Source organism: Gimesia panareensis (genome assembly GCF_007748155.1).
Classification (GTDB): Bacteria; Planctomycetota; Planctomycetia; order Planctomycetales; family Planctomycetaceae; genus Gimesia; species Gimesia panareensis.
The window spans coordinates 6,886,436-6,910,924 of sequence record NZ_CP037421.1; the positions used below are offsets into that span (position 1 = coordinate 6,886,436).

A 24,489-nucleotide genomic window follows, 5' to 3' on the forward strand; every position below is an offset into this window, starting at 1 on the left:
ATAATTTCTCTGTTGGTCTGTGAAAAACGATGGTTTATTTTTCTTCGATCACTTCTCTGATCTTCTGTTTGACTTCGCTGATCAGGAACGGTTTTCCCTGGACCTTGTTCAGACCAACGGCATCTGCCAGAAAAGTGCCGCGAATGATCATTCGCAGCTGTCCGGTATTGAGTTCCGGAATCAGGACTTTCTTGTAGTTCTTGATCACATCTCCCAGGTTTTTGGGGAACGGATTCAGATACCGCAAGTGAGCGTGTGCTACGGAGAGCCCTTCCTGAATCGACTGTTTGACGGCGGTGCGAACGGCACCATAGGTTCCGCCCCAGCTGATCACGAGCAGGTCGCCGGACTCGGGGCCTTCGACTTCCTGTTCAGGAATGTGGTCGGCAATGCCGGCGATTTTGTTGGCCCGCAAAGTGGTCATGAACTGATGGTTCTCGGGAGAGTAATCCACGTTCCCGGTCACATCGGATTTTTCCAGACCGCCGACCCGGTGTTCACAACCAGGCGTCCCGGGAACGACCCAGGGGCGGGCTTTCTGTTCATTCCGCAGATAGGGCATGAACTGCTCGCCATCCTTCTGCCTGTTTTCGTGCGAGACTTTGATCGGCTTGAGCGAGGAAATTTCCGGAATCTGCCAGGGCTCGGCCCCGTTGGCAATGTAACCGTCGCTGAGCAGCAGTACGGGCGTCATGAATTCGACGGCAATCCGCATCGCTTCCTGCGCCATGTGGAAACAGTCGGCTGGTGAAGCGGGTGCGACCAGCGGCATCGGGCAGTCGCCGTTACGGCCGAACATGCACATATAGAGGTCGGACTGTTCTGTTTTGGTGGGCAGCCCGGTACTGGGTCCGCCGCGCTGGACATCGACAACGACCAGGGGCAGTTCCATGATTGCAGCCAGGCCCATGCCTTCGCCTTTGAGGGCGATCCCGGGGCCACTGCTGGCGGTGATTGCCAGGTCGCCGGCGTAAGAAGCACCGACCACACTGGTGATCGCGGCAATTTCGTCTTCCGCCTGGAAAGTGACTACGTTGAAGTTTTTCAGTTTGGACAGCTCGTGCAGAATATCACTGGCGGGAGTGATCGGATAGCCGCCGTAAAACAGCTTTTTGTCGGCCAGCTTAGCTGCGGTGACAAAGCCGAAGGCGAGAGCTTCATTACCGGTCACCTTGCGATACTTGCCGGGCGGCAGTTCCGCAGGATCGACACGGTAGTGCACGGTCATGGCTTCAGTCGTAATCCCGAAGTTGTAGCCTGCCTGAAGTGCTTTGAGGTTGGCTTCGACCAGTTCGGGTTTCTTGGCGAACTTGCTCTTCACCCATTCTTCAGTGGGGCTGGCATCCCGCTGATAGAGCCAGTAGACCAGGCCCATCGCGAAGAAGTTTTTGCAACGTTCTGCTTCACGGGGCGAAAGTCCCAGTTCCGCGACGGCATCGCGGGTCAGGCTGGTCATCGGCACTTTCTGAACCTGGTAGGCAGCCAGTGCTTCTTCGTCATCCAGCGGATTGCTCTCGTAGCCGGCCTTGGAGAGGTTGCTTTTCTCGAACGCGTCTTTGTTGACGATCAGTGTGCCACCCCGCTTGAGGTCGGCAAGGTTGGTCTTGAGAGCAGCGGGGTTCATGGCAACCAGGGTATCGACTTCGTCACCTGGTGTGTAAATATCGGAACTGGAGAAGCAGATCTGGAAACCACTCACGCCTCCCAGAGTTCCGGCGGGTGCGCGAATCTCCGCGGGGAAGTCCGGCAATGTACTCACATCATTACCGAAGACGGCAGACACGTTTGTAAACTGCGTGCCGGCCAGCTGCATCCCATCACCACTATCTCCACAAAAACGGATAACAACGGCATCCAGTTGTTCGCTGATTTTGCCATTAGCACCAGACACGTCTGTGGTCGCCATTCTGCTTGTTACTCCCCGGCAGTCTGCCCCTGCTTGAGACGAGACTGTTTCAGTTGAAAGAAAGTTGTTTTGAAAGTTTGTTTGTTGCTGTGTTGGTTATGTTGCTGATCGCGACGGCCGTCTGTTGAAATGACAGCTGTCTCTCGATTGCAAATCCATTTTTTCGGTCTGGCCCTGTTTTCTTATAACGCAAAACCAGACAGCCCATCACTGAAAATATGAAACCATGGAAAACGCGATGTGGTCTCTCAGACATGATTCGGGCCTGGTTGAGCATGACCCTGTTTAGGAGGGAAAGACGCAGGAGTATTTCACACTTGGTTTTCACAATTAAATGAATCATTTGGTCTGGCAAGCGAATTCGATTCAATCCCTGTCCGGGACCGAAGCTCGGCTTCAGACTTCCATGTATCTTCTCACTGACCGTTCACCATCGCTCCGTCAAACGGTAAACACAATGAAATAGAATTATTCCTTATAATCGGCATTTTTACACCAAATTCACCACAGGGAAAGCCTTGAAATAGCACATTCTTGCGTGATTCTTGAGATTTTCCCCAGGAATGTCCTCAAGCAACTTTCTCTACCGGAATTATAGTCAAAATCGTCACAAACCCAAACCATACCATACAGGTTTGTCCACTTTTTCCTTCTGTCCTCTGTAAGATCAATCAGATCAACAGATTCAGCTGAGGCGCGAAAAAAAACCGATCGCCGAAACAGACTCGTTTCGGCTATCGGAGAGGACACGCTGAAGCGATGAAAGGCTCACGCCGCCTTCGTCGTCGTATAGAAATAATTCATGATGTCGTGAGGCAGTTCCTGTACATCCACTTTCTCGAAACCAGCAGTCTGCAACATCTCACAGGCGAGTTCTTTCCCCCAGCAGGTTCCCAGCCCCGCTCCACCCTGCGCGAGGGAAACGGTCATACAGTGCATGGTGGAAATCGTGTAGAACATCGGCGCCAGTGGATTGTCCAGATTTTTCTCCACATGGCTGGAGGCAGCGATGTCCTGCATCAGGAATTGACCGCCCGGTTTGAGTGCCGCATTGACCTGGTTGAGCACCTCTGCCGGCTGTGCCTGATCGTGGATCACATCAAACGCTGTGATCACATCAAACGCCTCCGGTTGATTGATCTGAGAAACGTCCTGCACCTGGAAAGTGATATTTGTCAGTCCCCGTTCGGCTGCGGACGCCTGCGCCCGGCCGATCGATTCCTCGGAGATGTCATAGCCTGTGAAGCGACTTTCGGGAAATGCAGCGGCCATTTCAATGAGTGCCAGACCACTGCCACAGCCAATATCCAGCACGTCGATACCGGACTTTAACTTTTCTTCCAGACCGGGGGCCAGGGGGAGAATATGCTCGAAGAGGCCGCAGACCACGGTGTTGTAACTGTCTTCGGCCATCACTTCATGGAAGCGGGCAAACTCGGAATAGGGAACGCCGCCCCCTTCCTGGAAACAGTTCACGATTTTGTCTTCGACCGTTCCCAACAGAGAAAACCACTGCATCGTGGTCGCAAAGTTGTTGGGACCAGCGGCTCGTGTCAGCAGTGCCGCGTGTTCGGGGGGCAGAAAATATGTTTTCAGAACCGGGTCGTATTCAATGATACCTCCGGTGACCATGGCCCCCAGCCATTCGCGGACATAGCGTTCATTCAGGCCGGCCTGTTCAGCGATCTGACTGCTCGTGGCGTGTTCCATTTCGCTCATGATGTCGAACAGACGCGCCCGGTGGCCGATCGAGATCATCAGCGACAGGCCACTATGATTGACGATCTGCAGCAGTTTTTGACCGAAGTCGTCTGTCCGCTCCGTATCGAGATTCAGATTACAGTTATTACACATGGTCGCACACTCTCCTTCGAATTGTTGTGACAGCTGTTGGGATTCCAGGAACAAAGACAGGCCCGCTGTCGTTCCCTCTGCATGTCAGAGCGAAATATCCGGGAGTATGTTACCGTATTTTTTGAAAAAACGGGAAGCGGACTCAACAGAAAGCAGTAAGCTCTGCGCAGAGAGTGACTTAGAAAGCTTTCAATCGTGTTGAATCATCAGACCTGGCTACTGAGGTTTGGCAAGTCTCCCCTGGAATTCACTCTCTGAAGTTTTGCGACTCGTCTTCTGACCGGGGATTTCGAGAGTGACATCGAGATTAATAGATCCGCTCAGTTTTTCTTTCTTCGGCTCTGGTTTTATCCAGATCTGGGCTTCATGAACGGTAACTCGGATACCGGCAATGGCAGCATCGATCTTTTTCTGTGCCTCTGCTTTGTCAGCGCCACCCGGTACCACCAGCCCGCCAAATCCTTCGGCGAAACCCATTCCCACAGCCACCCCAATCTTGGCGATCCCTGTATATAACTTGCGTATGGCTTCTTTGAAGCGTTCATCTTCAATCACATAGTAGCCGTCTTCTGCTTTTTCAGCGAAAAAGGTCAGTTTACGGCCGATGCCAAACTCCTGTTTAAACTTGGCCGCATCTTTGGCTGTAATGGGCAAATGGAGAGTCACCTTGGCGGCCATTTTTTCTTCTTCGCCGGTCAACATGAACTCCACAAAGACTTCCCGCTTGGGTTCACCTTTTTTCCCCGGGATGGGAACTATATAGATCTGATTCTCACCAGTCAGCTCAGGATCGTCGTCAAACAGGATTTCAGGATCGGTCACCAGCTTGGAACCGAGATAGCCGGTAATGGCCCCGATGATGGAACCGGGAACAGCACCGATCCCGCCGGCGGTTGCGCCCCACGCACCACCGATTTTGGCTCCAACCCAGACCGCTCCCCAGACACTGACTTCCCGCTTGGTCTGATCGACATGATCTTTGGCCTGATAAATGTTATACATACTATTGCCGACCCCATAGATGATGAGCCCCTTCCCCAACCAGGGGGCTGCGCGACTGCCGAGTAAACGAAGTCTGCCCAATCTGGTCATGCGGCTGGGAAAGCCGGCGGCTCTCAGTGACTGATACGCAGCCTGCTGTTCGGCGTTCATCGCTCCCACAGTCGCTGAAGCGCCACTTGCCGCAGGCAGGCTACTCAGCTTAAGCATTTTATTTTCTTGATGAATCGCCTCTATCTGCTCGAAATGGTGCCTCATTCCTTTAGTAAGCCACTGGTTAACGGGCATCTTGGGAGAAAAGTGCAATGGAGTTGATGAGTCATACTTATGAAACGGAAGGTTTTTCAGCCAGTCAGCGCCGACCGTACCGGGAGCGGGGATGCCGTTTGTACCTTCGGGGTCGATCTGATTGACGGGTTCGCCGTTCAGATACAGATAGGCGTTCTGGGTCACCGGATCGGCAAGTGTTCCCACTTCCGTATCTGCAGAAATGAAAACAGACAGGGCGGCATCATACCAGCGGCTGCGATAATGATAGAGTCCCGTCTCCCGATCGAGATAGCGTCCTTTGGCGAAGAAGCGATTCGGCACCTGCTCTTCGATGACGTTGACTTCACCGCAGGGAGAATAAGTATAGCTGTTAACGAGTTCGCCTTTCTGGTTGATTACCGCGAGAACAGAATGATCGGGGGCGGTGATGAAGTAATACTGTTCGTCGCCGATAACCTGCCCGAACCGCTGATCCAGGTCGTCTCCGTTGAGATAGACACGATCCAGTTTGCCGTCGGTCAGTTCGCCGACGATGTTTTTGCGGTCCTGCAGAAACTGCGTCGACTTGCCGGCAATATTCCGCGAAGCGAGCAGTCCATCGGGATCGTAAGCGTACTCGATGGATTTGCTGTTCTGCAGATCGACGCGTTGCAGTAAATCGAGCGCATCATATTCGTAGCGTGTTGCCCCCTTTGGGTTCGAACGACTGATCAGATTGCCGGTAAGGCTGTACTGCAGTGTCGTCTCTCCGGCATTGAGCAGTTGATTCATTCTGTTGAACTTGCGTTCTTCTGTGCCCCGTTGTTTCAGATTGCCGGCCAGATCGTACTCATACGACTCGCGACGACCATCGGGATAGACGGTTTCACTCAGGCGCCCCTGGGTATCGTAGGCATAAGTAAAGGTCTTGTCCTGCAGGACCGCCCGGATGATGCGGCCGGCAGAGTCATAATCATAGGCAGCCTGGTAGATCAGTTTACCGTCGTTCTGCTTGCATTCAATTCGCTGCAACAGGCCATTGGGATGATAGGCATACTCAATCCGGGCCGTACTACCGGTGAGGAGGGCTTTGCGACGACCGAGGTCGTCGTATTCAATGCGGACCTCTGCGCCTGCGGGGCCAGCAACTTCAGTCAGTCGGGCATCGGCATCGTAGCGGTAGTTGAGCGATTTTCCTTCGGGGAGCAGGACGGTCGAGACGCGATCCCCGTTTCCGTAAGTGTAACCGACCGAGGTGCGCTGTGTGTCATTGCGCGTTTCAAGCAGTTTTCCCGACCGGTCATAGAGATAGCGATAACGCTGGTCCTTGACCGTACTGGTGACGGGCAGCCCCTGTGCGTTGTATTCATGGGAACGAATGACGTTCTGTCCCTCGGCGATCTGCACCGGTTTCCTTCGTTCACCGTACTTGTAAGTAAGCTGTTTGCCATCCTCAAGTGTGAGTACTTCGAGCTGATCGGCGGCATTCCAGCGATACTGGCGGCGTTGTCCCTGGGCATTGGTACGACTCAAGACGCGACCGACATCGTCGTATTCAAACCGGGTCTGTCCTCCGCCGGGAGCATTGATGACCGTCAGGTTGTCTGTCGGATCGTACTCATAGCGATACTCGCTCAGACCTGCCTGTACGCGAGTCAGGCTACCAGCGGGACTGTATTCGTAACGCCGCGTGCCCCGAGTGGGAGTCATCTCCTCTTTCAGACGGTTGAGGGCATCATAGTCGTAGCGTTTGGTGCCGGTGACCGTGGAATCTTCCCGTTTGAGCTGTCCAAGCAGATCGTATTCATAGCGTACCGTTTCGCCTCCCAACTGACGGCGCTCGGTTGGGAATTCTGTGTTGGCATACGAGAATTCGACCTGCTGCCCCTGCGTATTCCGCACTGTAGTCACACGACCTGATTCGTCGTACTGATAACTGGTTCGCCCGCGGAAGGAATCATTCAACTGAATCAGGCGCCCGCGTTGATTGTACTGGAGCGAGGTCAATTGGCCCGACCAGAGATCGACAACCCGCACCGGTCGATCGTAATCGTCATATTCATAACGAACCGAACCCGTTCCGGATGTGACCTCGACCAGACGATCCCGATCATCATATCGATACGAGGTGGCGGGATCATTACTCCGCTGATCCGAGACCAGACGACCGGCAGCATCATAGACCAGGTTGCGTGCGGTGCCGTCCGGAAAGGTCATTTTCGAGAGCTGCTGGAGCCGATTGTATTCGTAGCCGAAACTGCGGCCGAGCGGATCGGTCGTTTTTGTCATTCTGCCGAACGGATTGAATTCGAACTGGTATTTGTGGTCGCCGGGTAGCGTGACCGCCTCGGGAAGTCCGGCTTTCGTGTAGGAAAAGAGCACCTTATCCTGCACACCAGGAAGAGTGACGACACGGATATTTCCGGCACTGTCATGGCCATAGCGTGCGGTCTGACCGAGGGCGTTAGTGTAAGAAGTCATCTGTCCGCCCGGGCCGTACTGGAACGTATCCGTTTCCCCCAGAGCATCTGTTGCGCGACGCAGTTGTCCCCTGGTGTTAAACTCAAAGGATTCTGACGCCCCATCCGATTCGCGGAGAGTCCGGGAGAGTCCATTGTCTGAGGTGCTGAACTGGAGTGCGTCTTTGCCGTCGAAGGTCATCTGCTGGAGATCGCCCTTGCTGTCGAAGGCAAACGCCACCGACTCGCCATCAGAACGCTGAATCCCGTTCAGCTGGTTTTGAGGATCGTAATCGTAACGGGAAGAGACGCCGTGTGCATCGACGAATTCCTGAATCAGTCCCTGGGCATTATACTGAATCGAGACTTTGCCAAGATGACCGGAAACAGAGGCCAGGCGATCTGATGTTCCATCGTACGTATACTGCTCCTGTGTTTTGTCGTAGCGGGTTTTGCTGATGAGCCGGCCCTGCATGTCGTAAGCGAACGTCATCTGAGATTGATCAGGGCGGACATAACGAATCAGTTTGCCGGTGGGGTCGTAATATTTTTTTGTCGCGTTCTCTTCGAAGTCAATCATTTCGACGCTATGTACTTTGTCATCATACTTCCAGGAGAGCGTCGCTGCGGCCAGTGCCGGTGCCTGAGTCGGTGTTGCCGGTGAAACCGGTGGGGGAGTCAAATCGGGTTGCGGCAGGGGTTCCACTACTGGAGGGGCTGGCAGAGGTGGTTTTGGCGCAGCTGGTTTGACCGGCTGCGGTCGATGAAACTCAAAAGAGTTAAACAGGGATGCCAGTTCGGGCGAGGGCTCATCCAGACGGGCTGAACCTGTTTTGATGACGTTGATCACGTGCCGCCTGTTGTTACTGACAAACGAAATCCGGAACACGGCACTTTTGCGTCCAGGCAGGTAATAACCGACGCGGGCCGCCGGAACACTGACAAGCTGATAGTAACGGGAACCCACAGTGGGTGCGATCTGTGGATTCTGTTTGACTTCCTGCTCCTTCTCTTTGACATACTGCTGCAGCGCGGTTTGGGCGTCCTTGACGTCTTCATGCCCTTTCCAGCAGATGAGGACGAGTGAACGATCCCGGTTGACCACCGTATCGAAGATGTCATCCTGGACTTTATTGCGAGAGTTTTCCTCAACATGCCAGCCGGGAGGCAGCAGGAAGCGATAGTCATTTTCGCCGTGCTGATACCATCGGCCGGTCGGATCGAGGGCGGGAACCAGCCGATTGGCTTTGAGTTTAATCCCGCGAATCTCGGTGATCCCCCTGCCGCCGGTTCCCTGGTTTTGTGCCCAGGTTTCCGGCTGACTGTCGAGCACGGTGTAGGTCCCCTTAATCAGCAGAACATTGGGCGCGCATTCCCAGATGGCATTATTGGGACGCCCTCCCTCTCGGGGAGCGTGCGTCTGCCAGGGGCCATACGTGGTGCCGTTTTCGTGCTTCAGCGCAATGGTGCCGGGCGTGCCTTCATTATTCTGCGTCCAGTGATAATTCATCATGTAGGTCAGGCGGATGGGGGTCTTGAGCGTGAACTGCGTCGGCTGGGTGGGCTGTGGCAGAACGCCCTGATCGTTGGCGTTGTAGAAGATCGTTTCTTCTTTTGTTTCTTCCGTCTGCGGCTGGGCGACAGGTTCCGGTACGGGAAGTGGCTCGGGCAGGGAACGCGGGGGCTCAGGTGTTTCAGGAACAGACAGCGGTTGTGAAAAATCATTGATCTGTGGCGCTTCTATTTCGCCGGGCAGAGTCACGATCATTTCGCGACTCCCCTTCGTCTGTCGAAACGCAAACGCAGAACGCTTCAAACCGGGGCCTTTCATCTCCAGCAGATGTCCCTGGGAATCCCAGGCCATGGTCATTTTACTGCCGTTACGAAAGCGGATTTCGGAAAGATGACCTGCCGTATCGAACTGATACACTTCGGAAGTCCGATCATAGTTTTTGACCTGCTGGAGGTGCCCGGCGGAATCGTACTGATATTGTTGTGTGCGGCTGTCATCATCGATCAGTTGTGTAATCTGTCCCTGCGGATTCGTTGTGACCTCAAGCAGTACTTTGTCGCCGGCCCGAATCTGTGTGAGTTGATTCCCCTGGTAGCTGAAAGAGAATATCGTCCCCTGCTTCTGCCAGGTGCGGAGTTGACCGCTGGCTGTGAAATCCCAGATGCCTTCCGGTGCGGTAAATAAAAACGAGCCATCAGCTGCTTTCGTCAGACTGGCGGTGGATGTCTGCAACGGTTTGATGAGAGTCGGATTCGCGGGGTCGATCTGGAACCGGTAGGGAATCCCCCCGATATTGACTTCGACGATGTTATTCTTGCCCACGCTCAACGAGGCATCGAGACTGCTGTGCCAGCCCAGCCCGAAGCGACCGCGAAACCGGGAATCGCTGGTATAGAGGCGTTCGATGCGGAGTTCGGTGGTCGTGGCGTTGATCACCAGATCCGTTACCGGCAGGCAATAGTTCCCCCGTCCCGTCTGGACATAACCACGCTCGGGAGAATGCACATAGACATTCGCGGCCAGTTCATCGCGTTCTGCCAGCCAGGCCCGCTGAAGCACTTTTTCCGGCGTCCACTCGTAGACATTCCGGGGTGCCTGTGCGAAGGCAGCTGGAGTCACAAAAGTTAACAGAACCAGGAGAAATAACAACACAGACACGAATCGCTGGAAACGCATGGCAGTTCATCCTCAGTTTTCGAACCGGTTTCGGTAGAAAATGCGCCGCAGTAAATGCTGTGATTTCGTCAGTTTGACGTTTCAGGCTCAGGCGGGCAACTGGTAGTTCTACTCATTAGTCTGCTTATTATCGACTGCTTGATAGTGGTGGTCAAGCAGCAGAACCACCGCGATCCAATGGGGAAATCCCTGATGGACGAAGTGATCGCGGGTCACTGTTTTTTCGCTTTGAAAGCAGGATTGGGAACAGGCATTTGTGCTCCCACCTGTTGGAGGTGGGTCTGCAGCTGTTTTTCAAGACGGGCTGTGAGTTCCGGCTGTGCTGCGGACAGATCCTGCGTCTCGCCCAGGTCGTGTGCCAGATCGTAGAGTTCGTTGTGTCCATCTTCGTAGTAGTGGATCAGCTTGTAATCCCCTGCACGAACGGCGCTGTAAGGAATGCCGATAAAGACGTTGTAATGCGGGTAGTGCCAGTAGAGGGCCTCGCGGTTGAGAGCTACCTGAGGATTTTTAAGCAGAGGAACCAGCGAGATGCCATCGACGTCCCGATTGTGGGCGGCGTTGCCCTGTACCCCGGTGATTTCCAGAATGGTGGGGTAGAAGTCCATCGTGATCGTGGGCGTTTTGCAGACGGAGCCGGGCTGCGTAACACCGGGCCAGAACACGATCGCAGGCACACGCGTGCCTCCTTCCCAGTGCTGCCCTTTTTCTCCTTTCAAGGGAATGTTGCTGCTGGTCCTGCGACAGACGCCACCATTATCAGAGGTGAAGACAATCAGCGTACGATCAGCGATGCCACTCTGCTCCAACTGGGCACGGACGCGACCGATGGCGATATCAACAGAATGCACCATGGCCGCGTATTCGGGATTTTTGTGGTGCTTGCCTTTAGGGAGTTGTCTGAATTTCTGTGCCAGATCGGGACGTCCCTGAATCGGAGCGTGTACCGAGTAGAAAGCGAAATAGAGAAAAAACGGATTGTCCTTCTGCTCACTGATGAGGGTCACGGCTTCGTCGGTGAGGCGATCGGTCAGGTAGCGGCCTGCGCGCTGCTCCTCAGTCAGTCGGCTGTCCCACTTCAGGGCATCGCCACCATAGGGGAAGTGATAGCTGCGGGGGAGTCCCCGATTGGTGCCACTGATGTTAACATTGAATCCGTGGTCCTCGGGTAGATTGCCCGGTCCGCCCAGATGCCATTTACCGACGTGCATCGTTTTATAGCCGGCCTCGTGCAGTGCTTCGGGGAGCGTCGTATATTTCTGTGCGAGGTGCTGCTGCCATTCGGGCGGTTTGAGAGGAAAGTCGCGGTACTGTTTTGCCCAGCCGGGAATCCAGTCGGTCAGGTGAGTGCGGGCGGGATACATGCCGGTCATCAGGGCACCGCGGGTCGGAGAACAGGCATTACAGGCGGAATAGTTCTGCGTGAACTTCATCCCCTCGGCAGCCAGACGATCAATGTTGGGAGTCTGATAGTAATCACTACCGTAGCAGGCCAGATCGGTCCAGCCGAGGTCATCGACGAGAAAGAAGACGACGTTCCAGGGACGCTCGGCGGCAGTGAGTCTGGGAGCAGAGCTGCTCAGAAAAACCAGCAGAACCACTAAGAAACAGCAGACGCGTTGCAGCAGACGGATCATGGAAGTTCCTCTGGTTGGAGAGAGATCATTGCGAGCTTGAATAGAACAACATATCCACTATGGTAGCAGGAGTGTGATGCGGGCAAAATACTTCGGGCACAAATCAGTCTGGGATTTATTCTACCACGAAAAACACGAACGACACGAAACTTGACCTGAATGGATCGAACCTCATGCGCCCTTTTTCTCCTGCAGGGCCATGAGTTCATCGAGCAGGCTCTGATCGTTGTCACTGATGCGGAGAATCTGCTGCTGGTCTTCCGTGGAGAGTTTTCCTCCGTGGTGTAACAGAATTCGCAGCGTTCCCAGTTGCCAGCAGTGAATTGCGTATCCGACCGCATTGAATTCGTAAAGCAGTTCGTGGACTGCAGCCGGATTCTGAGCCAGCTTCCGGCGTGTCCCCGCTTCGTCACCACAGGCGACGTGACAACAGAGATGCGCCTCGGCCCCCTGATCGATCAGATATTGGATCAGTTCATCACTGCATTCTTGAGAGGTGCGATGTAAAGCAGCAATGCCTGTGGGATCGGACCGATTCAGATTCGCCCCCCGTTCCACCAGAAGTTGTACTGCCGCCAGTTGATTATTCTGAGCCGCGCGATACAGGGCTGTTTTCCCCTGTGGATCCAGACTGTCGAGCAGACTCGGATCCTGATCGAGGAGCGCACTGAGGAGACTGGTTTTCCCCAGCGCAGCGGCCTGGAACAGATCGACTTGCGCCCCGTGATCGAGCAGCAGTTGAATGACCTCTTCTGCAGGCTCCGATTTCCAGGGACCGGGATGGCTGGCTTCCATCAGACAGGTCCCCCCATTCTCATCGACGGCATTCACATCCGCACCGTAACACAACAACAGGCGAGTCAGATCGCAGTTCCCCGTTCGGGCAGCCCAGTGCAGGGGTGTCAGCTTGTCGGGAGTGGTCTGGTGAACCAGATCCGGATTCGCCTTCAGTAAATGTTCTGCCCGGTCTGACAGTCCGAGGTAGATACAGGCAAAGATATCGACGGTGGCCTGCTGCTCCAGAAGAAAATCAATGATCGGCTGGTTGCGATACAGGGCCGCCGTGTAGAGGGGAGGCCAGCCCGATTCATTCAACTGATTGACGGACCGGGGATCGCGCTGGACTGCCTCGCGGATCGCCTGCAGATTGTCTTGAGCGATGAACTCGTGCATGGTTCCCTCCGCGAAAGTATATTATGAGAATTGCCGGCCTGCAGTCAGAAACCTGAAACAGTACCAGAAATGATATCACATACGAAAGGATCTGACGGGAGCTGAGACTGAAACGATGCCCGATCATTCCTGGTGACAGCTCAAACCTTCACATCAAAGAAAACCCATGTCTCACTATTTTGAACTTGATTGAAGCTGTTTTCATCAGGAACGACAGGAAAATGTTGATGTAATTTGCGCGCCTGATTTTAATCGCTGATTGCTATTTATGATTTCTGTTAAATGATTTAAGATCAGCCCTCGAATTCCAGACAGTCCCGGATGGCGAGCCTTCGCAACAGGTCATTTTGTTGCGACACAGTGAATGGATTCATCAACCTTCCAGGAAGCAGCATGCATCAATCTGTTTCCTCTCTGCATTCACTCCCCTGCTCTCTAAGCTAGGATCTGTTCGCGTTAACCCCCCGATATTTTTCTGATCCTTGAGGGTCAGAACCAGAAAGTAGAGACTCCGATGGAGCTTGCAACCCCGCCCGCCAGTTCGCAAATTACGCAGCATGTTTTATCGCACATGATCAACCGACTGAGTGCCGTCGATCCGTGTGATGATCCCTATCCTCATATCAGCGTGCGCGACATTTTTCCCCAGGATGTTTATGCAGATCTGATTGATCTGCTGCCGGATGAATCTGATTATACCACGATGGGCAGACGTCATATCATGGAGAACGGCGAATCCAATCGTTTTGAATATCAGCTGTCAGCAGAGAACATCAATGAGCATCTGACCGGTCGACGTAACGAACTCTGGACAGGCATTCGCAATGCGATGAATGCGCCTGAGCTGAAAAAAGCGGTCTTTAACCGCCTCAGTGCGGGCATTGGCTACCGGTTTGGTGTCGATCCGCAGGATGTGAATCAAATTGAAGGCTTTCCCCGGTTGAGTCTGATGCGTGAAAAGCCGGGCTACTTCATCACGCCGCATCCGGACACCCGCAAGAAAATTATCACGTTTCAGATTGCCCTGCCTCGCGATCGTTCGCAGCTGGATCTGGGAACCATGATTTACAAGCGAAACCTGTCGCCGAAATTTCTTTTGAATCGCCCAAAGGGATTCCGCGGTTTCGAAAACGTGAAACAGTATCCGTTTGAGCCGAACAGTGCCTTTGCGTTTTCGGTGATCAACACGGTTCGCAAAAAGAGCTGGCACGGCCGCGAACCGTTGGAAGGCGAATCGGGAATTCGCAACAGCCTGCTCTGCATTTACTACGTCTCGAAAGAAAATGCGACGACTTATTAATTCGTAAGTGCATCACCGGTAATCATCACAGGCCTGGTCTCTGAAAACAACGGAGACCAGGCCTGTTTCTGTTGCAGCACCGATACCTGCCTGTCGGCATGATCTTCTATTTGTGGTCACATCAGACTCAATTTTTACGGGTTGCTTCGAATCCAGAAAAGTTAATTAACAATTCTTCGAAATCTTCTGGAACAACGATTCCCGACACGCTAGGATGGAGTACAGGTAGACAGCCGAGCACTCACGGCAAATTCCTTTCTCACCTGTTGTTCACAGACAACATCCCTGCGGAGCGGATCCATGACGGACGCAGAATCACGTACCAACTCTTCCGATGCCACACCTGAACCAGGCCCATCCGGACCAAAGAAAAAACGCTCACCCATCGAGCGAGCGCTCGTCTGGGGCCTGATCGCGGTGGCCCTGCTGGTCGTTCTGATCGAATGGAACGCGCGCTCGGGTTACAGCAAAACCCTGGCAGCGCTGCAGGAACGGATTGAACTTTCCGACCAGCAGAACGGCGCCCCCTTTCCGCTCGATGAAGCCAGAACAATGGTCAGCGGATTTCCCCTGGGCAAAGAAGAGCTGACAGATCGGGGGAAGCGTCTGCAGTATCACTGGTTCAGCCTGTTTCGCACGTACGACCTCCAGTTGACAACCGATGATGAAGATATCGTCCTCGGACTGAAGACAGAAGCCGATCCCGCAGGCGATGCCCCGCCTGAGATCGCTGCACCACAGAATCAGAAACAGCCGAACAAACCGCCGATCGCCGCTCATCAGTTGTCACTGCCGGACAAAGGACTGGACCGGGAACTCAAAGATGAAGTGGTGTTGTCCACAGAACAACTCGATTCACAGGTCGACGAGTTGCAGGGAATCCTCACCCGGGAAGTCGTACGCCAGGCGCTGCTGATCGGCGGGCGGGACGGACTCGGGCGAAAAACCCGCGACACCTCACTACGGGGGGATGTCAAGCTGGTAGAAAATCCGGAACGGTTCCCCATTCAGCTGATCACACATATCAATCGCAACCGCGAAGTCTCGATCGATTTGATTTTGCCGTACAAAACCGAACTGCCCTACCGCTGGAATTCGGAACCGTTCACGCTGCCCGAAGAGTTTGCCTTTGAGGCACTGGTGGAACAGTCGGAAGCTCTCTCGCGGGACGGCTTTGTTGACGCGCTCAAAGAAGCGGGCTTTTCAGGCAAGGCTGCCGAGTGGAAGGAAGAATCCTCCATTCCGGAAAAGACAGCGAAGCAGATCAAAGAGTGGAGCTTTATCTCGCAGTACACCGTCGCCCAGGACATGCACGCCGCAATCGCAGCCGAGGGCGAATCTCCCGAACGGCTGGCCCTGCTGGCCCGCGCCTATGCCAACCTGGGCAGCCCGACAGAACGGCTCCAGAGCCCGGCGCATAAGGTCTTCAAGGCCCGGGCTCTGCTGTACGCGGAACGGCTGACGAATCGCTGTGAGGATTCTCCCTGGTCCCTGGCACATCGTGCTTACGTCAGAACACTCGTCGGCCGGCATCAGAGTGCCATCGCCGATCTGAAAACGGTTCAATCAACGGCTAAGGACAAGGACGCAAAACGACCACTGCCGGACTGGCTGGAACTGATCGAAGCCTACTGTCTCTATCAACCAGAGGTGCTGCAGAAAGCAACACGTGACGAAAACCTGCAATACATGGCCGTTTACTTAAGGGCGATGCAGACGGACCCGGATCTGGACGGGCAGGCAGCGGGAACCCGCTCCGAAGAACTACTGGCGGTAGAACCGGCCTGCGTCAGGGCCCTGGATCAACTGAATGATCTCGAGTCATTCCAGCACCTCAGTAAACTCACGGAAGTGCGGCAGAAGCAGATCTGGGAGCAGCTCTATAAAAAACTGCAGGCAGGCAATCTACCTGCAGAAATCAAAGAACCACTCGACGACCACATGGCGTTTCTCTTCAAAGTCAAAACGAAGCTCCCCTTCCGGAACCAGATTACGAGGCAACTGAAAAACGCCATCGCCCACGATCAGGAACCTTCCGTGAATGCACTCGGGCAGCTTTTGCAGGAAGTCTCTTACCTGCAAGCCTGTCGGCGGCTCTATTTTCTGACCGAATTTCTCAGCAGAAGTGCCGACGATGATATCGCTGAGGTAGAGCCTCTGCTGGTCGATCATCCTTATGCCCCGTACATCAAGATTTATTCTTCCGTCCCTGCTGACGTTCAGGAGACCTACCGGAAGCTGCGCGCCTCGTACGATCCGACAGAACTGGAACTTTCTTCCGCGAAACTGATCACCGGCAGCTATGGTTATCTGAAGTACGAGGACTACGCCAAAATCAAAGCTGCCGCCGTCGCGAACCTGGACCGCATCTTTCAGGATCAGCTTCAATACCAGCGATTTCTGGTCAAGCAGAAGATGTACAGCAGAAACCTGCTGGGGGATATCGCCCGGCTGATGCTGGAGATCAGCCCGCATCAGCCTCAGACGGTCTCTCTGAATATCGACGCAAACCAGGGTTATGCAGATCAGCATCATGCGGAGATCGTGAAAAAATACGGCGACAATCCTGAGATCCTGTCCGCGATGGGGAAACGGCACCTGCGGGAACTGAACGATGAGAAAGCGGAAGAAATTCTGCTCCGCCGACTGGAATTCACCAAAGATTTTCAGACCTACGAATCCCTGGCGGAACTCTACATGCGCAGGGGCGAGATGGAGAAGTGGCTGGACATCATGAAAAAGTCATTGCGGGTCCCCACCACCGGTCTGGAGAATGCCGAGATTCGCAGCAAGATTGCCTACTATTATATGGGAGAGGGGAAATGGGAAGAGGCAAAGCCGTATGCGATGGATGCAGCGAAAACCTATTCCGCCTGGGGCCTGATCTGCGGCGCCCACTACCTGGAAGGAGTCGGCCAACTCGATGCTGCCGAAAAGTTAATGGAAAACTGCTCTAAGCGCTATGAAGCGAATGCCGCCGGCTGGTATTTCTGGTGTGTGCGGACCGATTTTGGCGATCGTGAAGAGGCCCTGGAACTGGCGGAAGAGCACCTTCTGGCCAACCCGACCTCCGGGAACTATACCCAGTCCATGGAACGGGGAGTACTGCAGTTAACCCAGGGGCTGAAATCCGAGGCTTTCGACACATTCCAGTCTGCACTTCAGAAGTATAACGACGGCTACTGTGGGTTGCATGCAGCCCTGCTGGCTGATGAACTGGAGCTGCCCGCTCAGCGGGACGACCTGCTGAAACAGATCGCCGGGATGTGGAATAAGGATTTTGGTAAAGCGGAGCTGGCCAATCTCTTTCAGACCCTGCTGCAGAACCCCGGGAAGATCGACTGGAATGCCAACCGGTTCCAGTCTCTGCTCGTCCAGATCCAGGATGGGAGCCCTACGAATTTCTACTATTTTGCCGGTAAATTGTTAGAGCAACATGGCGAGGAGAAGTGGGCCAACATCTATCTGCAGTCTGCAGCGACTTCTTCAGCCACGAATAAATATAACTGCATGCTGGCGGCGCAACATCTGCGGTCGAAAAATATTGAAATTAACGATCGCCGGACTTCCGAGCTGGATGCCGGCTATGCTTATGCCCGGCAGCAACTGCAGAAAGCCTCTCAACTGCTCCAGAAAGGGAAACCCCAGGAGGCGATCGATATCTGCAACGCCGTTCTGAAGTCAAAGCCGGAACTGGTGGCTGCGCTGATGAGTCGGGGACAGGCGCATGAAGCACTCAAGGACGACAAGGCAGCCCTGGCCGACTACCAGCGGGCACTGGAGATTGACCCCGACTACTGGCTGGCACACAACAACCTGACCTATATTTACGCCGCCAGCGAGCAGGAAGAATTCCGCGACAAAGCTAAAGCACTCCAGCACGCACAGCGGGCCTTTGATCTGCAGCCAACTAAGTTTTGGGGGAATTACGGCGCGATGGCGGTCGCTTATGCCGCCAACGGGCAGTTCGAAAAAGCAATCGAGATGCAAAACCAGGTACTCAGACTGGGTCCGGAGTCACAGCGACTGGAGACCGTACGCAGACTGAGTTTATTCAGAGAGGGCAAGCCTTACCTGAGGTCCGCGGAAAAATGATCCGCCGCAATCGAGGTTACGTCGCAGAATTTGCGATCCGACTCAACGAAGAGAAGGGATGCAGGGCGACCAGGGAACGGTTAATCATTGTCCGAAAAATCTACGAACAGTTTCGTCAGGGCCAGGAGTTCACCGCCGAAGAGATTTGTGGAATTGTGAAATCAGCGCCGCGGCGTGTTGCGCGATCGACGGTCTATCGCACACTTCTGTTTCTGGTGGAAATCAAACTGCTTTTGCGGGTTGAAACAGGAGCCCCTTCCCAGCCGGATCCCCAGCAAACACGCTACCGGTTGCCTGCTGAGTGGTGCGATTGATTTTTACCAACCACGAAAGGCACAAACGGCACGAAAAAAGTCCTGAGATACTGATCTGCTGTGAATCTCGTTGTCGCGGCACTGAAATACGCTTCCAATCCGGCTCAGACGGGCATTTATCGTTGATTCTGCCTGTGAAATATTGGATAACAGAAGAGATTCAAACAATCTCGCCTGAAGTTCTGCAACTTCATTCCCTCCATTTAATTGCTGATTCATAAAGGAAGCGCACCTGTGATGCTAAATTTGAAAACCAAGCTGACGCTCATGCTGTCCGCCTGCCTGGCTGTGTCGACAGTCTCGGCTGCGGATGATACCGCCACGAACAAACTCTCGAATGCAGAAAAGAAGAGCGGCTGGAAACTGCTGTTTGATGGCAAAACTACCAAAGGCTGGCGGAATTACAAGAAAGACAATGTCAGCGATGGCTGGACAGTCAAAGACGGCGTGCTCACCCGGGCCAAAAAAGGGGCCGGCGATATCATCACCGATGATGAGTTCAAATACTTCGAACTCTCGCTGGATTATAAAATCTCCAAAGAGGGAAACAGCGGACTGATGTTCCACGTCACCGAGGAAGAACAAACTCCCTGGCGGACCGGTCCGGAAGTGCAGATCCAGGACAACGTCGACGGACACGATCCGCAGAAAGCGGGCTGGCTCTACCAACTCTATAAACCGGCCCCTCCCAAAGCCGGGACTAAGGAGGAAATGAGCAAACCTGCCGATGCCACACGTCCCGCCGGCGAGTGGAACAACCTGTTCCTGCGGATCGGCCCCGATCGTTCCGAAGTCGTGATGAACGGTATTCGTTACTTCCGCTTCAACAAAGGGAGTGCCGACTGGAATAAACGGGTCGCGGCCAGCAAGTTTTCCAAGTTTCCCAAGTTCGGAAAAGCAACCAAAGGACACATCTGTCTGCAGGACCACAACGACCTGGTTTCGTTCCGAAACATCAAAATCCGGAAGCTGGCCGACGATGGTTCCGCACCGGATCCGAGTGACGGCGCACTGGCAATCAAAGGCGTGCCCGCTTTCCCCGGTCTGAAATGGGAAGGCTGGGAAGCCGTCAATGAAGAGACCGGTAAGGTTGTTCCGCTGCGGCCGATGGTCGTCAAAAGTGCCGGTGATGGCACCGACCGTCTCTTCGTCGCGACACAGCGGGGAATGATCCACACGATCGATACCAAGTCCCCCAAACAGGCCAAACTGTTCCTCGACATCCACGAAGCGGTTGCTCCCTGGAAGAAGAACAACGAAGAAGGCCTGCTCGGCATGGCGTTCCATCCTGACTTTAAAAAGAACGGGCAGTTCTTCGTCTACTATACGGCTGAAGGGATGCCGCGAAAATCGAAGATTTCCCGCTTCCAGGTTTCCGCCAGCGATCCCAACAAGGCAGATCCCAAGAGCGAAACGGTCATCATGGAAATCGATCAGCCGTTCGGAAACCACAACGGCGGTTCGATTGAGTTCGGCCCGGACGGTTTTCTCTACATCGGCCTGGGTGACGGTGGTTCCGGCAACGATCCGCTGGGCAACGGCCAGAACCTGGAAACTCTGCTCGGTTCCATTCTGCGGATCGACGTCGATCACCAGCAGAACGGCAAGAACTACGCAATCCCTGCCGACAATCCGTTCGTCAATCGTCCCAATGCCCGCCCGGAAATTTACGCCTACGGCGTGCGGAATGTCTGGCGGCTGAATTTCGATCCGAAAACCGGAACCCTCTACGCCGGCGAAGTCGGACAGGAACTCTGGGAAGAGATCGACATCATCAAAAAGGGAGGCAACTACGGCTGGAGCGTACGTGAAGGGACACACAACTTCGGTAATCGTCCCGAGACGGCCAAAGAGAAACCGATCGCTCCGATCTGGGAATACGATCATGGGATCGGTCGCTCGGTCACCGGCGGTACCGTCTATCGCGGTAAGAAGCTGCCCGAACTGGATGGCATGTATGTCTATGCCGACTTCGTCTCAGGTAAAATCTGGGCCCTGAAATATGATGAGAAAAAGGGCGAAGTGACCAAGAACCTGCGTCTCTCCACCAGTACGGTTCCCGTGATGGCCTTCGGCACCGATGCAGACGGCAATCTGTATTACTGCGTCGAAACCGTCAAAGGGGGCGAAGGGATCTTCCGGCTCGAAAGAGAGTAGCCTGCAGTCATCAACTGAGTTTGAAACCGGTGCCAGGTTCCCGTGCGGGGCCTGGCACTTTTTTATTGTTCGTCCGCAGAATGACAGCATTCACCGACACCACTCAGCGTTGGTTGAATTCCTGAGCCCAGTTGCGGACGGCTTTTCTGATTTGCTTCTGATCGAAGGCGGCAAAGCCGAGGATCATGCCCGGGACCTGCTCCGGTTCCTGCGCATACATGCGGACCGCATGATATTCCATGCCGGCCCTGTCGGCGGCTGCCATGAGTTCCTGGTCCAGCTGAGGCGTTTTCCCCTGCACCACCAGGTGCATGCCTGATTCGGGCAGATCGACGTCGATCACTTCGCCCAATTCACGCAACAGCGTTTCATACAGACAGGCCTGTCGTTCCTGATACAGCGAGCGCATCTGCCTGATGTGTTTGAGAAACTGGCCGGACTCAATGAACCGGTGCAGCACCATCTGCGTCAAGGGGGAAGAGAAACGATCATTGAGCCAGCGGGCATATCTGAAGGCACCGGCAATCTGTTCGGGAACGATTAAGAAGCCGAGCCGAATCGCGGGGAAGAGCAGCTTACTGAATGAGCCCATGTAAATCGTTTGCCCGCGCTGATCGAGGCTGCTCAGCGTTGGATGGGGACGTCCCGTATAGCGAAATTCACCGTTATAATCGTCTTCGATAATCCAGCTCTGCCGCCGTTCTGCTTCTGTCAGCAACTGTTGTCGCCGATCCGGGCTCATTGTCATCGCCAGAGGCCACTGGCCGCCGGGCGTGACGTAAATTAATTTTGGAGAGATTTTCTGATCGGGCACCCGCGTCAGATCGATGCCTGCCTGATCCACGGGTACGGGAACAATCCGAAACCCGAGCAGTTCCAGCAACTGATTCGCGGGCGCGTTGCCCGGCTCTTCCACCCAGATGGTATCCTGACGCTCGAGCAGAACCTGGGTTACCAGATTCAAACCCTGCTGCGCGCCCGACGTGATAATGACCTGCGCACTATTGCAGGAGACGCCCCGGGATACTCCCATGTATTCGGCCACGGCCTGCCGCAACGGTTCATACCCCTGCGCATCGCATTGATCCAGATGTCTCATTGACCAGCGGGCCTGTTCGTTCGACAGTCGATTCCAGGACGCCGACGGGAATTCTTTCACCGCAGGCAGGTGCGGTCGGAACGGCTGAGGGAGTGGAGCAAAATCGGGCATCCAGCCGGCATAGCGGGCCAGGACTTTCCCTGAAGTAGAGAGCAGCTCTTCAAAGTCGCCCGTCGCCTGGGGAGCCTCTGGCTGTTCCGTATATTCGAACGCTTCGGGCAGGAACTGCGCGACCCGCGTTCCCGACCCGGTCTCCGATTCCAGGTACCCCTCTGCCAGCAGCTGTTCGTAAGCTGTCAGTACGGTATTGCGCGATATTTCCAGCATCTGCGCGAGTCTGCGGCTGGAAGGGACGCGTGCCCCTGCAGGTAACAGGCCGCCGGTAATCGCTTCGCGGATCTGATTTTCCAGCTGGCGATACTGACTTTCGCCGGCAGATTTGTCGATGGAGATCGCTTCAAATTCGAAGTGTTGTTTAGCACGGCGGCCCATGAAAGTGGCCCTATTGAATTCACTCAAAGTGGTTCTTTGACGGTTTTATCGTAGCGGTATAATCAGGGCATCACAAGCAGCTCATCAATACCTGTTTCCTGAAAGGAAGACGATAATCATGTCCGGAAAACGCGTGAATTACTACAAACATGTGGGAAAAGCAGCCGAACATCTGATGGCCATTGAAACATTGCTCGAACAGACTTCCCTGGATCCCCGGCTGCTGGAACTGATTCGCCTGCGGATCTCACAAATTAATGGGTGTTCTTTCTGTACCAGTTACCACACGCAGGTGCTGCATGTACTGGAAGAAACGCCCGAACGCATCTGCCAGGCAGCGGCCTGGGAGGAAGCCCCCTGCTTCACCGCACAGGAGAAGGCAGCGTTTCGCTGGGCAGAAACGCTCACCAAAATCGCCGACACCCGGTTTATCAACGACGAACTCTACCAGGCAACTCTCGATGCCTGGGGGGAAACCGGTATCAGCGAACTGACACTGGCAGTAGGCATGATCAATACGTGGAATCGGCTGGGCATTGCGTTCCATACCGACCATGCCATGATCGACCAGTTGGTCAAAGCCAAACAGGCTGAGCTGGCGGGCGTCTGAATCAGAAAGACATCGAACGGAAGATAAATATCTGAAGAGACAAGAGAGAACCACCGTGAGAATACAGAAGTTATTTCGAACGACATTTTACAGTTACTGTGTCTGCTGGATCGTTGTTTGCACAACATCAGTGGCGATCACGGCTGAGCCCAAAGTTCACGTCAAGATATTGCGCAGCGACTCGCTGGAAGTGCTCCAGGAGGGCAAACCGACAAAAGCCACCATGCTGGAAGTAACGCTGGATCCCCTGGCCGGGAGTCCCCCACACCGGCATCCCGGTGCGGTCTCGGGCTATGTGGCGGAAGGCACGTTCGAATTTCAGGTTGGCGACGGGCCGCTGCAGACGTTCAAAGCCGGTGATACATTTTTTGAACCAGCGATGATCCTGCATCGGGTCGGACGTAATCCGGATCCAGAGAAACGGACACGGCTTATCGTCACGATGGTACATCCTGCGGATGCGCGACAACTGGTCATTCCCGAGCCACCAGAAAAGAACTAACCTTAGATTCGTCACAGAGAGTAATTCATTGAACCACGATCCACAGCTCCCGAATTCCACACCACGTTTTGCACTTTACTTTGTCCGTTTTGCGCTGGCAGCGTCATTTCTGTCTGCGGTCGCCGACCGCTTCGGCCTCTGGGGTGCTCCCGGCACTGGTGAAGTTGCCTGGGGGCAGTTTCAATCGTTTCTGGAATACACCAGTCTGCTGCTCTGGTTCCTGCCAGATCCCCTGATTGTTTTTTTTGGCTGGACGGCGACGATTCTGGAAATCATCCTGGCGATCGGCTTGATTCTGGGTATCCAGCTCCGCGCAGTCGCGCTGGGCAGTTGCCTGTTACTGCTGACCTTTGCTCTGTGCATGACGTTCGGCACCGGCCCCGAAGGGCCGCTCTCGTTCTCTGTCTGGACTGCATCGGCCGCCTCCCTGCTGCTGGCCACACATCCGCAGTTGCGCAGGCCGGCTGTAGCCACTTCTGATTGAGACTACCTCCCGTTCCAGGGAGCATCCATCTGTGTGCAATCCAAGCCAGCTGGTCGAATTGAAATCCCGAACGAAGTGTCACTTTCGTCTGGATTTTTGTCCATCCTTCTGTATCATGGCAGTATTATCTCTGGTTTTCTGCACAACCCTGTCCCACTCAAATGAAACCTGTCATGATTCAGAATCCAAGCTCGGACAATCGATTCTCCCGCGGCATGTATGGCGCATTCTTCGTGATCGGGATCGCCGTGATCTACTTCGCGACTCTGTTCCGCAGTGATGCCTGGTTGATTCTGAGTATCACGTTCGCGGTGTATGGTCTGCTGAGGCTGGTGGGGTGGTTGTTATCTGGAGTTTCCGGCGATAAGCTGGATCGAGTTATCTTCTACACCTTTATTCTGTTATCTCTTCTCCCTCTCAGCTATGGCCTCTGGCGGTATTTAATTGAGACCAGGATGTTTGGCAGATAG

General features: G+C 54.3%; 15 protein-coding genes. 8 read left to right on the forward strand and 7 right to left on the reverse strand.

Going from position 1 to position 24,489, the window contains the following annotated elements; genetic code table 11:
* Positions 1-34: 34 nt before the first annotated feature.
* The 5 genes from Enr10x_RS25880 to Enr10x_RS25900 all read right to left on the reverse strand — a co-directional run bounded on the left by Enr10x_RS25880 (position 35) and on the right by Enr10x_RS25900 (position 12,966).
* Positions 35-1,906 carry a 2-oxoacid:acceptor oxidoreductase subunit alpha gene (locus tag Enr10x_RS25880; RefSeq protein WP_145451865.1) on the reverse strand — a complete coding sequence of 624 codons (1,872 nt, stop codon included), beginning with the start codon at positions 1,904-1,906 and terminating at the stop codon, positions 35-37.
* A 768-nt stretch (positions 1,907-2,674) separates the two neighbouring features.
* A complete protein-coding gene (locus tag Enr10x_RS25885; RefSeq protein ID WP_145451867.1) occupies positions 2,675-3,760 on the reverse strand; it encodes a class I SAM-dependent methyltransferase in 1,086 nt (361 codons plus the stop codon).
* A gap of 216 nt (positions 3,761-3,976) precedes the next feature.
* Positions 3,977-10,156 carry an RHS repeat-associated core domain-containing protein gene (locus Enr10x_RS25890; protein ID WP_145451869.1) on the reverse strand — a complete coding sequence of 2,060 codons (6,180 nt, stop codon included), beginning with the start codon at positions 10,154-10,156 and terminating at the stop codon, positions 3,977-3,979.
* Between the two features lie 212 nt (positions 10,157-10,368).
* Positions 10,369-11,793 carry a sulfatase gene (locus tag Enr10x_RS25895; RefSeq protein WP_145451871.1) on the reverse strand — a complete coding sequence of 475 codons (1,425 nt, stop codon included), beginning with the start codon at positions 11,791-11,793 and terminating at the stop codon, positions 10,369-10,371.
* 171 nt (positions 11,794-11,964) lie between these two features.
* Complete coding sequence (locus Enr10x_RS25900) at positions 11,965-12,966, reverse strand: ankyrin repeat domain-containing protein (RefSeq protein ID WP_145451873.1); 1,002 nt, start codon at positions 12,964-12,966, stop codon at positions 11,965-11,967.
* Positions 12,967-13,480: 514 nt separating this feature from the next.
* On the opposite strand from Enr10x_RS25900, the gene Enr10x_RS25905 reads away from it, so the two are divergent.
* The 3 genes from Enr10x_RS25905 to Enr10x_RS25915 all read left to right on the forward strand — a co-directional run bounded on the left by Enr10x_RS25905 (position 13,481) and on the right by Enr10x_RS25915 (position 18,675).
* Entirely contained in the window at positions 13,481-14,266 is a 786-nt protein-coding gene (locus Enr10x_RS25905) for a hypothetical protein (protein ID WP_145451875.1), read from the forward strand.
* Between the two features lie 300 nt (positions 14,267-14,566).
* Entirely contained in the window at positions 14,567-18,361 is a 3,795-nt protein-coding gene (locus Enr10x_RS25910) for a tetratricopeptide repeat protein (protein ID WP_145451877.1), read from the forward strand.
* Entirely contained in the window at positions 18,358-18,675 is a 318-nt protein-coding gene (locus tag Enr10x_RS25915; RefSeq protein WP_145114425.1) for a transcriptional repressor, read from the forward strand. Before Enr10x_RS25910 ends, Enr10x_RS25915 begins: the two co-directional genes overlap by 4 nt.
* A gap of 3 nt (positions 18,676-18,678) precedes the next feature.
* Here the strand turns inward: Enr10x_RS25915 and Enr10x_RS25920 are convergent, their stop codons facing one another.
* Entirely contained in the window at positions 18,679-18,894 is a 216-nt protein-coding gene (locus Enr10x_RS25920) for a hypothetical protein (RefSeq protein WP_145114427.1), read from the reverse strand.
* An 18-nt stretch (positions 18,895-18,912) separates the two neighbouring features.
* Here Enr10x_RS25920 and Enr10x_RS25925 point away from each other — a divergent pair, with 18 nt between their 5' ends.
* Positions 18,913-20,832 carry a PQQ-dependent sugar dehydrogenase gene (locus Enr10x_RS25925; RefSeq protein WP_145451879.1) on the forward strand — a complete coding sequence of 640 codons (1,920 nt, stop codon included), beginning with the start codon at positions 18,913-18,915 and terminating at the stop codon, positions 20,830-20,832.
* A 103-nt stretch (positions 20,833-20,935) separates the two neighbouring features.
* Here Enr10x_RS25925 and pdxR read toward each other — a convergent pair whose 3' ends face one another.
* On the reverse strand, positions 20,936-22,423 hold the full coding sequence (gene pdxR / locus Enr10x_RS25930; RefSeq protein WP_145451881.1) for a MocR-like pyridoxine biosynthesis transcription factor PdxR: 1,488 nt from the start codon (positions 22,421-22,423) through the stop codon (positions 20,936-20,938).
* Positions 22,424-22,541: 118 nt separating this feature from the next.
* Here pdxR and Enr10x_RS25935 point away from each other — a divergent pair, with 118 nt between their 5' ends.
* The 4 genes from Enr10x_RS25935 to Enr10x_RS25950 all read left to right on the forward strand — a co-directional run bounded on the left by Enr10x_RS25935 (position 22,542) and on the right by Enr10x_RS25950 (position 24,489).
* On the forward strand, positions 22,542-23,033 hold the full coding sequence (locus tag Enr10x_RS25935) for a carboxymuconolactone decarboxylase family protein (RefSeq protein ID WP_145451882.1): 492 nt from the start codon (positions 22,542-22,544) through the stop codon (positions 23,031-23,033).
* A gap of 130 nt (positions 23,034-23,163) precedes the next feature.
* On the forward strand, positions 23,164-23,535 hold the full coding sequence (locus Enr10x_RS25940; protein WP_145451884.1) for a cupin domain-containing protein: 372 nt from the start codon (positions 23,164-23,166) through the stop codon (positions 23,533-23,535).
* Between the two features lie 28 nt (positions 23,536-23,563).
* Positions 23,564-24,019, forward strand: coding sequence for a DoxX family protein (locus Enr10x_RS25945; protein ID WP_145451886.1), 456 nt, complete (start codon positions 23,564-23,566; stop codon positions 24,017-24,019).
* A gap of 173 nt (positions 24,020-24,192) precedes the next feature.
* On the forward strand, positions 24,193-24,489 hold the full coding sequence (locus Enr10x_RS25950) for a DUF4345 family protein (RefSeq protein WP_197997372.1): 297 nt from the start codon (positions 24,193-24,195) through the stop codon (positions 24,487-24,489).

Excerpts from the sequence above, each read along its gene's own strand:
- Enr10x_RS25880 (WP_145451865.1), bottom strand. The coding sequence starts at position 1,906 with ATGGCGACCACAGACGTGTCTGGTGCTAATGGCAAAATCAGCGAACAA.
- Enr10x_RS25885 (WP_145451867.1), bottom strand. The coding sequence starts at position 3,760 with ATGTGTAATAACTGTAATCTGAATCTCGATACGGAGCGGACAGACGAC.
- Enr10x_RS25890 (WP_145451869.1), bottom strand. The coding sequence starts at position 10,156 with ATGCGTTTCCAGCGATTCGTGTCTGTGTTGTTATTTCTCCTGGTTCTG.
- Enr10x_RS25895 (WP_145451871.1), bottom strand. The coding sequence starts at position 11,793 with ATGATCCGTCTGCTGCAACGCGTCTGCTGTTTCTTAGTGGTTCTGCTG.
- Enr10x_RS25900 (WP_145451873.1), bottom strand. The coding sequence starts at position 12,966 with ATGCACGAGTTCATCGCTCAAGACAATCTGCAGGCGATCCGCGAGGCA.
- Enr10x_RS25905 (WP_145451875.1), top strand. The coding sequence starts at position 13,481 with ATGGAGCTTGCAACCCCGCCCGCCAGTTCGCAAATTACGCAGCATGTT.
- Enr10x_RS25910 (WP_145451877.1), top strand. The coding sequence starts at position 14,567 with ATGACGGACGCAGAATCACGTACCAACTCTTCCGATGCCACACCTGAA.
- Enr10x_RS25915 (WP_145114425.1), top strand. The coding sequence starts at position 18,358 with ATGATCCGCCGCAATCGAGGTTACGTCGCAGAATTTGCGATCCGACTC.
- Enr10x_RS25920 (WP_145114427.1), bottom strand. The coding sequence starts at position 18,894 with ATGAATCAGCAATTAAATGGAGGGAATGAAGTTGCAGAACTTCAGGCG.
- Enr10x_RS25925 (WP_145451879.1), top strand. The coding sequence starts at position 18,913 with ATGCTAAATTTGAAAACCAAGCTGACGCTCATGCTGTCCGCCTGCCTG.
- pdxR (WP_145451881.1), bottom strand. The coding sequence starts at position 22,423 with ATGGGCCGCCGTGCTAAACAACACTTCGAATTTGAAGCGATCTCCATC.
- Enr10x_RS25935 (WP_145451882.1), top strand. The coding sequence starts at position 22,542 with ATGTCCGGAAAACGCGTGAATTACTACAAACATGTGGGAAAAGCAGCC.
- Enr10x_RS25950 (WP_197997372.1), top strand. The coding sequence starts at position 24,193 with ATGATTCAGAATCCAAGCTCGGACAATCGATTCTCCCGCGGCATGTAT.